Here is an 11,174-nt window from a genome sequence, read left to right as displayed (position 1 = left end):
CCCCACCCGCGACAACCTCAGCGTGGTGACCTCGGGCGGCCTGTACCTGCGCGACCGCATCCAGTTCGCGCCCGACTGGCAGTTGTTGCTCGGCCTGCGCCACGACCGCAGCCGCAACCGCAGCGAGGACCACCTGGCCGGCAGCGACACGCGCAACGACAACAGCGCGACCACGGGCTCGGCCGCGCTGATGTTCGACGCCGGTGGCGGCCTGCGCCCGTATGTCAGCGTCGCCACCTCGTTCTATCCCAACGTTGGCACCGATGCGCAAGGCGCGCAGTTCGATCCCGAGCGCGGGCGCCAGGTGGAACTGGGCGTCAAGATGGAAGTGGGCAGCGGCACCAGTCTGAGCATGGCCCTGTACGACCTGCGCCGGCGCAACGTGCTGCAGACCGACCCGCTCAACGACGGCTACAGCATCGCCGTGGGCGAACAGCGCAGCCGCGGCCTGGAACTCAACGCCGCCGCCGACCTGGGCAACGGGCTGAGCCTGTTCGGCGGCTACGCCTACACCGATGCGGTGGTCACCGACGATGGCGGCCAACGCGTCAGCAGCGTCGGCAGCCGCCTGAACAACGTGCCGCGGCACAGCGGTTCGCTGTGGCTGCAGTACGCCGCCCATGGCGCGGCCGACGGCTGGAGCGTCAGCGGCGGCGCCCGCGCCGAAGGCGAGAAGACCGCCTACGGCCACCGCATCCCCGGCTACCTGGTGTTCGATGCCGGCCTGGGTTACCGCCAGGGCCATTGGCGCTATGCGCTGAACCTGAAGAACGCCTTCGACCGCGACTATTTCACCGGCGGCCTGCAGCGCGCGGTGGCCCTGGGCGATCCGCGCACGGTGCTGTTCTCGGTGGGCGTGGATTACTGAGTGGGCGCGCGTCGTTCCGCACGACGCGACACCGTTCGTAGCATGTGGCGCCGGATCGCGGGACAGCCTCTTGTGGGAGCGACTTCAGTCGCGACGCGGGACGCCATCCGGCAGTTCCGTTGCAGAGGCTTCGGGACTGAAGTCCCTCCCACAACAGCAGCGATCGGATCACTGCATCAATGAGGCAATGACCGATTCGGCAACGCGATGCGGCACATCGGCTGACATCGGATCACGGGTCGCGGCTGAAGCCGCTCCTACGATGTCCAGTCGGATCGCAGCGAGGCGCCCTGTAGGAGCGGCTTCAGCCGCGACGCATGATGTCAGCCGGCAGCTCCGCGAGAACCCCTCCTGTGGGAGCGGCTTCAGCCGCGACGCGGGGCGCAATCCGCTAGTCCTGTTGCAGCCACGTCGGGACTGAAGTCCCTCCAACAACAACCGCGGTCATCGCGACGTCGCTGGACGCAGCGGGCTGTCGTATCGACCCGCCCTTGCCTATCGCCTCTCACTCGCGTGCACACGCCGAGGCCGGAGCATCCGACACCACGCACTGCCGAAAATCGCGCGGCAGCCCGGCGATCTCGCGACGCTGACCGACCGGCAGGTCGAACGCCTGCAGCACGCGCGGGCGACAGGCAGCGCCGTCGCCGCCGCGCGCCGGCTGCGGTGCCGTGCAGGCGGCATAGACCTGGTAATGGCAGCGTCCGCTACGGCTGTCGATGCAGCGGAACGTCGCCAGGCCACCGCGATAGGTGGTGCGACTGAACAGCAGCGGCACGCCGCCCTTGCTGGCCTGCACCACGGTCTCGCGATGGGCGCCGACGGACAGATCGAGATCGGCATGCCCGTGGCAGCCGAGCAGGCCAAGCAGGCACGACCACAGCAAGGAGAGCAGACGCATGGCGGAGGTTCCTTGTTCCAGTGTGAAGCGGAAGGCGATGCCGCGGCTACATGCCGCGGAACAGGCTCATGTACGGCTGGCTGACGGTCAGCACTTCGTCGCGGTGGCGCAGCTTCAGCCGGCCCTTGCCGGTGTCCTCGCGCACCACCGAGGCCACCGCCTTGAGGTTGACGATGGTGGAGCGATGGATCTGCCGGAACGCGGTCGGATCGAGCACGTCCAGCAACTCGCGCAGGGAGGTGCGCAGCACCGCCTCGCCGTCGCGGGTAAGCACGGTGGTGTACTTGCTGTCGGCCTGAAAATACAGCACGTCGTCGAGCAGGATCAGCCGCGTCTCGCGGCCGCTGCTGGCGGTGACCCAGGCCAGCGGCGGTGGTGCCGACGGCGCGGCCGGGCGCTGCTGCAGGCGCTGCAGGAGCGCGTCGAGCACCGCCGGATCCGGCCCTTGCGCCGCGCGCGCCTGTAGCCGCTGCACCGTGGCCTGCAGGCGCTCGCGCACGATCGGCTTGAGCAGGTAGTCCACTGCCCCGTGTTCGAACGCATCGATGGCGTACTGGTCGTAGGCGGTGACGAACACCACCTGCGTGTGCGGGCTCAGTTCGCCCAGCGCGCGCGCCACCTCGATGCCGCTCAGGCCGGGCATGCGGATGTCCAGGAACGCCACCTGCGGGCGCAGCTCGGCCAGCCGCTCCAGCGCGCTGGCGCCGTCCTCGCACTCGGCGACGATGCGCAGCTGCGGCCACACCTCGCCCAGCAGCGCGACCAGCGCGTCGCGCAGCAGGGTTTCGTCCTCGGCGACGATCGCGTCAATCATGGTGCGCTCCGGTGTGCATCGCGACCGGCGCCGGCAGTGGCGGCGGTGGCGGCGTCGTGCCCGCCGGCCATGGCAGGGTGATGGTGGCGGCCACGCCGCTGGGGAAGTTGGAGACGATGGCGAAGCTCGCCGCGCCGGCGTAGGTCAGGCGCAACCGTTCGCGCAGGTTCTTCAGGCCGATGCCGGTGCCGCTGGACTGGGTATTGAAGCCCAGGCCGTCGTCGGCCACGGTCAGGGTGACGTGGTCGTCGACCGCACGCGCCAGGATCCAGATGGTGCCGCCGCCGGGCTTGGGTTCCAGGCCGTGCTTGATCGCATTCTCCACCAGCGTCTGCAGCATCATCGACGGCAGCGGCAGCGTCTTCATCGTCTCCGGCACCTGCACCTGCAGTTGCAGGCGCGCGCCCATGCGGATGCGCAGGATCTCCAGGTAGGCCTGGGTCCGTTCCAGTTCGTCGCCGAGCGAACTCATCGCGTCCTCGGTGCTGGGCAGCGAGCGCCGCAGGTACTGGATCAGGTAGCCCAGCATCAGGTCGGCGCGCGGCGGGTCGGTGCGCGCCAGCACCTGCGCGCTGGCCAGGGTGTTGTAGAGGAAATGCGGCTCGACCTGCGCGTGCAGCAGGTTCAGCCGCGCCACGGTCAGCTCCTGCGCGGTGGCGGCCTGCGCGGCGGCGGCCTGCGCGGCGGCGGCCTGCTCGTCGCGGCGCAGCTCGGCCACGCGCCGCGCCAGCGCCCGGCCCAACGCCTCGGCGTTCTCGTAGTTGCTGCCTTCGTCGACCGCGAACAGGTCGATCCAGGCGCTGGCGTCCGGCTCCAGCAGCAGGGTCAGGCTGCTGGTGCCGGTGCCCGGGGTCACCGTCGCCAGTATCTGGTTGCGCTTGACCGCAAAGCGCGCGGCCAGGTTCCAGCGCGACGGCGGGCGGCCGTTTTACGGATCGATGCGGCGCACCTTGGCGCGCACCTGCAGGCTGTCCAGCGTGCTTTCGACCTCCTCCACCCGCGGCAGCTCGCGCACCGCCGCATCCAGCAGCGCGAACGCCTCGCGGGTGTCCAGCGGAATCTCGATCTGGCGCCGCTGGCGGCTCGCCAGGGTGCCCCAGTCCAGGCGCCCGGCGATCAGCCAGACCTTGCGCAGATGGGTGATGCCGGCGATCAGCGCCGACAGCATCAACAGCATCGCCAGCAGGCCGAACAGCCAGCCCGGCCCGGAATTCATGCCGTAGAACAACCCGGCCCAGACGAAGGCAGCGACGACCACCGCCACTGCCCAGGCGCACAACAGGCGAACGAGGAAGAACAGGCTGGCGAGCATGGCGGCCGGGTGCTGGGAAGTTCCGGCGAGGATAGCCGTGGCATCGCACGGCGCCAGCGGCGTGCGACGAAACCGCGGTTGGCACGGACGGGACAGCGCCGCGGCAGGACGAAATCGCCCACGCGTGGAGGCGCGGCGGAAGCATTCCGGCGATCGCGCGTGCCGCTACAGCCGGCTCACGCTGCGGATGCGGATCTCGGTGCTGTCCACGCCGTGGCGTTGCGCCGCTTGTGCGCGCAGGCGGCCCAGCAACCGCTCCGGGTCCAGCGGCGCGGGCTCGGCCCAGGTGTGCGCCAGCGTGCCCCAGGCCACGCGCTGGCCGAAGCTGTAGGCCTCATAGTCGGCCAGGTAGTGGCGCGCGCGCTCAGGTGCCGACGTGGACATCGCCTTCGTAGCCATTGCAGCCCAGGTGTTCGAGCGCGATCGACAGCGCCAGCGCGTAGCCCTGCGCGCAGTAGCCGCCGACCTGGCCCAGCCGCTGCCCCGAGGCCGCGCACAGGCAGGCTTCGCGGCGATCGCTGGCGTCGTCGTGCACTTCCACGTAAGGCCGGCGCAGGTACGCCACCGCGTCGGCGGTGACGGCGCTGTCCGAGCACGCACCCGGATCCAGCAGCAGCATTTCGACGCCAGCCTGGTCGGCCTGGGCCAGCGCCTGCAGCAGTTCGCGCTCGCTGGCGCAACCGCGCACGGCCAGAGTCTTGCCGGCGCGGCCGGCATTGGCGAGCAATTGCCGCATCACCGGCGGGGCGATGCGCGCCGGGCGGCCGCGATGGCCGGCCACGCAGTCCGGGCCACGGAGCAACAGGATCGACATGGCGGCGCCCTCAGTTGGCCAGCGCCGCGCGCGTGCCGAGCCGGCGCTGCGCCACGCCGAGGGCGATGGCATAGCTGTCGGCGAGCGCACCATTGGCGATCACCGTCAGCAACGGCGCATGCCGTGGGTGCAGCAGCGGCTCCAGCGCCTGCGCGCTGGCATCGTGCATCTCGATGTACGGATGGCCCAGCGCCTCCAGCGCCGCACACAGCTGCGCGCCGTGGTCGGCCAGCTCCGACGCCGGCAACTCGCCGGAATCCAGCAGCACCAGTTCAGTGTCGTCGCACGCACCTTGCCGCAGCCGCGCCACGATCTGCGCGGCATCGGCGCAGGCCACCGGCACCACCTGCGCGGCATGGGACGCGGCCAGACACTGCGCCGCGGCGATGGCCGACGCATCGCGATGCGGGCCCTGGATCAGCAGAATCGACATGGAACACATCCAACAGGAAGGACGTGGCGCAGTCTGCGCGCGCCCCGCATAAGCGTTCCATGGCAGAAGTGGGCCTGGGGCGTAAAGCTTGCGTAAGGGCGGGGATTGGGGATTCGGGATTGGGCATTCGCAAAAGCGGATGACGGCGCTGCGCTTCCACCAATCCCGAATCCCAAATCCCGAATCCCGGCTTTTCAGCCAATCCCCATTCCCCAATCCCGATTCCCGGCTTTATGCGATCATCCCCGGCTTCCCGCCGCCACCGCCGCCCGGACCCGCCATGACCCAAACCGCCCTGCGCCGCGATGTCGGCCCGTTCGCCCTGATGCTGACCGGCCTGGGCTCGATCATCGGCTCCGGTTGGCTGTTCGGCGCCTGGCGCGCCGCCGGGTTGGCCGGCCCCGGCGCGATCTGGGCGTGGGTACTGGGCGCGGCGATCGTCACCACCATCGCCCTGGCCTATGCCGAACTGGGCGCGATGTTCCCCGAGTCTGGCGGCATGGTCCGCTACAGCCACTATTCGCATGGCTCGCTGGTCGGCTTCATCGCCGGCTGGGCCAACTGGATCGCGATCGTCTCGGTGATCCCGGTGGAGGCCGAGGCCTCGGTGCAGTACATGGCGTCCTGGCCGTGGCAGTGGGCGCAGGACCTGTACGTGCAGCAGCCCGGCGGCGCCGGCGAGCTGTCGGTGCCCGGCCTGTGCATCGCCGCGGTGCTGGTGCTGGTGTACTTCCTGCTGAACTTCTGGAGCGTGAAGCTGTTCGCGCGCTCCAACAGCCTGATCACCGTGTTCAAGCTGGTGGTGCCGGCGCTGACCGGCGTGGCGCTGATCGCCAGCGGTTTCCACAGCGAGAACTTCAGCGTCGGCCTGCACGGCGGCAGCCACACCATCGACTTCGCCGCGGTGCTCACTGCGGTGGCCACCGCCGGCATCGTGTTCAGCTTCAACGGCTTCCAGAGCCCGGTGAACCTGGCCGGCGAGGCGCGCAATCCCGGGCGCAGCATCCCGTTTGCGGTACTCGGCTCGATCGCGCTGGCCACGGTGGTCTACGTGCTGCTGCAGGTCGCCTACCTGGGCGCGGTGCCGCCGGACCTGCTGGCAAAGGCCGGCTGGCACGGCATCGACTTCCGCTCGCCGTTCGCGCAGCTGGCGATCATCGTCAACCTGCACTGGCTGGCGATGCTGCTGTACGTGGACGCCTTCGTCAGCCCCAGCGGCACCGGCATCACCTACACCGCCACCACCGCGCGGATGATCTACGGCATGGAGCGCAACGGCACCATGCCCAAGGTGCTGGGCCGGGTGCACCCGACCTGGGGCGTGCCGCGCCCGGCGATGTTCTTCAACCTGCTGGTGTCCTACCTGTTCCTGTTCTTCTTCCGCGGCTGGGGCACGCTGGCGGCGGTGATCTCGGTGGCCACCATCATCTCCTACCTCACCGGCCCGATCAGCGCCATGGCGCTGCGCAAGCACGCGCCGGAGATGCACCGCCCGCTGCGCATCGCCGCTCTGCCGGTGCTGGCCGCGGCGGCGTTCGTATTGGCCACCGAACTGCTGTACTGGGCGCGCTGGCCGCTGACCGGCGAGATCATCCTGCTGATGCTGGTGGCCCTGCCGGTGTACGCGTACTACCAGCAGCGCAACGGCTGGAAGGATTTCCGCCGGCATCTGCGCGGCGCCAGCTGGCTGATCGCCTATCTGCCGACCATCGCCCTGCTGTCGTGGGCCGGCAGCACCACCTTCGGCGGCCACGGCTATCTGTCCTACGGACCGGACCTGGTGGTGGTCGGCGTGGTCGCGCTGGGCTTCTACTTCTGGGGCGTGCGCGCCGGCTGGCGCACCCCGTCGCTGCAGCAGGCCAGCGCCGGCTGAGCCGCGGCGGCGCTCAACCGCCGCGCAGGAATTGCAGCGCGCGCGACGACAATAGGGCGCCGACGAAACCGGCCAACGCGCACAGGCCCACTGCGATGGCGCTCTGGTGGAACGGGGCGTAACGTCTGTCGAACACAGCCAGCACCGCGGCGATGCAGACCGCCGAGGTGCCCGCCCCGATCAGGCCGAGACGCAGATGCGCGCGCCAGCCGCGCAGGCGGGGCCAGGCGCGTGCGGCGAACAGACCGGTCAGCAGTGCCGGCAAGGCGCCGAAGACGTAGGAAAACATCGCCATCAGCAGGAGCACCGGCAGCGTATCGGTGACCAGGCTCTGCCCCCAGGTCAGCGCGATCGCCACCGGCAACCCGACCACCAGGGTGCCCAGCGGCGGGCCGACGAACAGGAAGGTCATCACCACCCCGACACCGACCAGCCAGCGCGGCAGCGGGTCGTTGCCCGCGTCCATGTCGGCCTGATCGGTCCCTTCCGCGAGCGTACCCGGCAGCGGCTCCGGAGCCGCCTGCGACGCAGGCGGCAATGCGGCATGGCTCACTTGGCGGGCGCGGCTTGGCGCTGCGCGGCGCTGGCGTCGCGGGTGGCGCGGAACTCGGAGTCGCGGCTCCAGTTCGGCCACTGCGGCGAATTGGCCAGCTCCTCGCCCAGCGTGTACAGCACCTGCATGTCGCGCGCGGCGCCGGCGAAGGTCCAGTTCGGCTGCCACTCGTCGCCAGGCTGGTGGTAGCGTTTGGCGGTGTAGTCGTCCGAGGCGGCCTTGCCGGCCGCCACGCCGCCGTCCACCCAGTCCTGGCCGGCGGCGAAGGACAGCGCCGGCACGCCGCGCTTGGCGAAGGAGAAGTGGTCGGAGCGGAAGAAGTAGCCGGCCTCCGGCTTCGGATCGGGCGTGTAGCGCAGATCCCAACCCTTTGCCACGCGCTTGAGGTCGTCGAGCAGTTCCAGCTTGGCGGTGCCGTAGATGCCGAAATCGCGCGACGGCCCGAACGGGCTCATGCCGTCCATGTTGATCACCGCCACCGTGCGCGCCAGCGGATACAGCGGCTTGGACGCGTAGTACTCCGAGCCGAGCAGGCCCTTCTCCTCGGCGGTGACCGCCATGAACACCACCGAGCGCTGCGGCGCCGGGCCCTTGGCGAAGGCGCGGGCCAGTTCCAGCAGCGCGGCGACGCCGCTGGCGTTGTCCAGCGCGCCGTTGAAGATGCGGTCGCCCTTGGCGTCGGGCGCGCCCACGCCCAGGTGATCCCAGTGCGCGGTGTAGATGAGGGTGTCGTCCGGGTGGGTCGTGCCGGGCAGCCGCGCGACCACGTTGCGCGAGGTGATCACCTCCGACTTCACCGCGTAGTCGGCGTACAGGCGCTCGCCCTTCAGTTCCACCGGCTTGAAGTCGCGCGATTGCGCCTGCTTCTTCAGCGCATCGAAATCCAGCCCGGCGCGCTTGAACAGGTCCACCGCCAGGTCGCGCTGGATCCAGCCCTCCAGTTCCGGGTGCACCGTCTTGGGATCGTCGCGGACCACGTCGAACATGCTGTTGGTATTGGAGTTGGCGACGGTGGCCCAGCCATAGGACGCCGGTGCGGTCTCGTGCACGATCAGCACGCCGGCCGCGCCCTGCCGTGCGCCTTCCTCGAACTTGTAGGTCCAGCGGCCGTAGTAGGTCATGCCCTTGCCGTCGAACGCGCCCTTGCCGGTCTCGAAATCGGGGTCGTTGATCAGCACCACCGCGATCTTGCCCTTCAGGTCCACGCCCTTGAAGTCGTCCCAGCCACGCTCCGGCGCCTTGACGCCATAGCCGACGAACACCAGCGGCGCACCGTCCAGGGTCACCTGGCTGCTGCCGTCGAGGGCGGCGCGCACGGCGATCTGCTGGCCCTGGGTCAGGGCCTGGCGCTGGTCGCCGCTGGCGATGGCCAGGCGCGGGGTGCCGACGATGTCGGCGCGGCGCAGCGGTACCGCCTGGGTCCACAGGCGCTTGCCGTCGCGCAGGTCACCGCCCGGCTGCAGGCCGGCGGCCTGGAACTGCGCGCTGAGGTAGGCCACGGTCTTCTCCTCGCCCGCCGACCCCGGGGCGCGGCCCTCGTAGGCGTCGGAGGCCAGGGTCTTGACGTCGTTCGACAGGCGCTTGGTGTCGAAGGTCGGTGCGGACGGCGGCGCCGCCACGCAGGCGCCGGACAGCGCCAGGGCCAGCAGGCTCACGATCGGTCGTTTCATGGAGTTCCCCTCGGCGGACACAAAGAACGTCGAGTGTAGCGGTGCGCAACCCGGGCCAGGGTGGGCCGAATGACCGCCATACGTGCGCTGTCGCAAAAATTTATTGTGATAAACCACTCAAATATGAAACTGAACATGCTCTAATGCCGCGCTCGCGCATCGCGGGGCCGCGGGGATCGGTGGCCACGCCGATCCGTGCGCCCGCCCCCGCTTCCACCCGAGCCGAGCGCGGAGTGCTTCATCCCCACCATCACCTGGGCCGCTCCGACTGCGGGGCCGGCCCACTTCCGGAGACCTGCAGAGATGTCGATGTCCCCCCTCACCCGCATCACCCGTTGCGTGCTGGCCGCCGCGCTGCTGGCCGCCAGCGGCTCGGCCTGGAGTTACGCGATCAGCAAAGGCACGGTGGTGGACGACCGCGGCAACGCGGTGCAGCTGCGCGGCGTCAACTGGTTCGGCTTCGAAGGCAGCGCGCACACCGTGCACGGCCTGTGGGCGCGCAACTGGAAGGACATGATCACGCAGATGCAGGGCCTGGGCTTCAACGCCGTGCGCCTGCCGTTCTGCCCGCAGACCCTGCGCGGCGTCGCCCCGACCAGCATCGACTACGGCCGCAACCCGGACCTGCAGGGCCTGAATTCGCTGCAGGTCCTGGATAAGGTGGTCAACGAATTCAGCAGCCGCGGCATGTACGTGCTGCTGGACCACCACTCGCCCGATTGCCAGGGCATCTCCGAGCTCTGGTACACCGACTCCTACAGCGAGCAGCAGTGGCTCAGCGACCTGACGTTCGTGGCCAAGCGCTACGCGGCGGTGCCGGGCGTGATCGGCATCGACCTGAAGAACGAGCCGAACGGCCGCAACACCTGGGGCACCGGCAACCTCAAGACCGACTGGAACAAGGCGGTCGAGCGCGCCTCGGCGGCGGTGCTGAAGGTAGCGCCGAAGTGGCTGATCGTGGTCGAGGGCATCACCGACAACCCGACCTGCTCCAGCAGCGACGGCTACTGGTGGGGCGGCAACCTGGAACCGCTGACCTGCACCAAGCTCAACGTGCCGGCCAACCGCCTGCTGTTGTCCCCGCACGTGTACGGCCCCGACGTGAACTGGCAGCCCTACTTCGGCGACGGCAGCTTCCCGGCCAACATGCCGGCGATCTGGGAGCGCCAGTTCGGCCAGCTGACCCAGCGCGGCTACGCCATGATGATCGGCGAATTCGGCGGCAACGAAGGCCGCAACCAGGCGCAGGACCCGGTCCTGCAGAAGGCGCTGATCGACTACCTGATCAAGAAGAACATCCGCAGCGGCTTCTACTGGGCGTGGAACCCCAACAGCCGCGACACCGGCGGCGTGCTGGACGACGACTGGACCACCGTGCGCAGCGAGAAGATGGCCGGGCTGAAGCGGTTGTGGGGCGACACCAGCGGCACCACGCCGACCCCGGCACCGGGCAACGCCAGCTTCAGCACCAAGATCATCGTCGACAGCGACTGGAACGCCGGCTACTGCGAACGCGTGCAGGTGACCAACAGTGGCAGCGCCACCGGCAACTGGGCGGTCACCCTGTCCATCAGCGGCACCGTCAACAACCTGTGGAACGCCACCTGGACGCAGTCGGGCACCACGCTCAGCGCCAGCGGCGTGGACTGGAACAAGACCCTGGCCCCCGGCGCCACCGCCGAGTTCGGGTTCTGCGCCGCCCGCTGAAGACGGCGCCATCGCCCCGCGCACCGCGCGGGGTAACACGCCAACGGCAGCGTCCTCCGACGCTGCCGTTGGCGTTTCTGCGTTCTGCGCCACGCTCCTGCCCGTCCGCCGGCACATCGCAGCGCCTGCGCGCAATCCGTGGACAAGCCTGTCTTCTGCAACGGCAGTCACGGCCGCCACGGCGGACACTGCCGATCATCGCCGCCAAGCATCCGCCCCCCTTTGGCCG

General features: G+C 69.7%; 10 protein-coding genes and 1 pseudogene. 3 read left to right on the top strand and 8 right to left on the bottom strand.

Features of this window, described 5'->3' with window-relative positions:
- A partial coding sequence (locus tag ACP93_RS10490) for a TonB-dependent siderophore receptor (RefSeq protein ID WP_048490641.1) occupies nucleotides 1-868 on the top strand: 868 nt, incomplete at its 5' end.
- 505 nt (nucleotides 869-1,373) lie between these two features.
- Here ACP93_RS10490 and ACP93_RS10485 read toward each other — a convergent pair.
- The 6 genes and pseudogenes from ACP93_RS10485 to ACP93_RS10460 all read right to left on the bottom strand — a co-directional run bounded on the left by ACP93_RS10485 (nucleotide 1,374) and on the right by ACP93_RS10460 (nucleotide 5,142).
- Nucleotides 1,374-1,769 (bottom strand): hypothetical protein, encoded by a 396-nt coding sequence (locus ACP93_RS10485; protein ID WP_048490620.1) that lies wholly within the window; start codon nucleotides 1,767-1,769, stop codon nucleotides 1,374-1,376.
- Nucleotides 1,770-1,815: 46 nt separating this feature from the next.
- Nucleotides 1,816-2,583: a LytR/AlgR family response regulator transcription factor gene (locus tag ACP93_RS10480; protein ID WP_048490619.1), complete on the bottom strand. Its 768-nt coding sequence runs from the start codon at nucleotides 2,581-2,583 to the stop codon at nucleotides 1,816-1,818.
- Nucleotides 2,576-3,895, bottom strand: a pseudogene (locus ACP93_RS10475) (histidine kinase). Before ACP93_RS10475 ends, ACP93_RS10480 begins: the two are co-directional and overlap by 8 nt.
- Nucleotides 3,896-4,060: 165 nt before the next feature.
- Nucleotides 4,061-4,279 carry a hypothetical protein gene (locus ACP93_RS10470; protein WP_048490618.1) on the bottom strand — a complete coding sequence of 73 codons (219 nt, stop codon included), beginning with the start codon at nucleotides 4,277-4,279 and terminating at the stop codon, nucleotides 4,061-4,063.
- Nucleotides 4,260-4,709, bottom strand: a complete 450-nt coding sequence (locus ACP93_RS10465) for a type II 3-dehydroquinate dehydratase (RefSeq protein ID WP_048490617.1) — start codon at nucleotides 4,707-4,709, stop codon at nucleotides 4,260-4,262. The genes ACP93_RS10470 and ACP93_RS10465 overlap by 20 nt, the downstream gene beginning before the upstream one ends.
- Nucleotides 4,710-4,719: 10 nt before the next feature.
- Nucleotides 4,720-5,142: a hypothetical protein gene (locus ACP93_RS10460; protein ID WP_048490616.1), complete on the bottom strand. Its 423-nt coding sequence runs from the start codon at nucleotides 5,140-5,142 to the stop codon at nucleotides 4,720-4,722.
- A 280-nt stretch (nucleotides 5,143-5,422) separates the two neighbouring features.
- On the opposite strand from ACP93_RS10460, the gene ACP93_RS10455 reads away from it, so the two are divergent.
- Nucleotides 5,423-7,015, top strand: coding sequence for an APC family permease (locus ACP93_RS10455; RefSeq protein WP_048490615.1), 1,593 nt, complete (start codon nucleotides 5,423-5,425; stop codon nucleotides 7,013-7,015).
- A gap of 13 nt (nucleotides 7,016-7,028) precedes the next feature.
- Here the strand turns inward: ACP93_RS10455 and ACP93_RS10450 are convergent, their stop codons facing one another.
- Complete coding sequence (locus ACP93_RS10450) at nucleotides 7,029-7,481, bottom strand: hypothetical protein (RefSeq protein WP_228136008.1); 453 nt, start codon at nucleotides 7,479-7,481, stop codon at nucleotides 7,029-7,031.
- 83 nt (nucleotides 7,482-7,564) lie between these two features.
- Entirely contained in the window at nucleotides 7,565-9,238 is a 1,674-nt protein-coding gene (locus tag ACP93_RS10445) for a M28 family metallopeptidase (RefSeq protein WP_048490613.1), read from the bottom strand.
- Between the two features lie 303 nt (nucleotides 9,239-9,541).
- On the opposite strand from ACP93_RS10445, the gene ACP93_RS10440 reads away from it, so the two are divergent.
- Nucleotides 9,542-10,945: a cellulase family glycosylhydrolase gene (locus ACP93_RS10440; RefSeq protein WP_048490612.1), complete on the top strand. Its 1,404-nt coding sequence runs from the start codon at nucleotides 9,542-9,544 to the stop codon at nucleotides 10,943-10,945.
- The last annotated feature ends 229 nt before the right edge of the window (nucleotides 10,946-11,174 follow it).

The organism is Xanthomonas sp. NCPPB 1128, from assembly GCF_001043115.1.
In the GTDB taxonomy this organism is placed as follows: Bacteria; Pseudomonadota; Gammaproteobacteria; order Xanthomonadales; family Xanthomonadaceae; genus Xanthomonas_A.
Note: the sequence above shows the minus strand (reverse complement) of the source record. Positions and strands in the feature narration are given on the sequence as shown.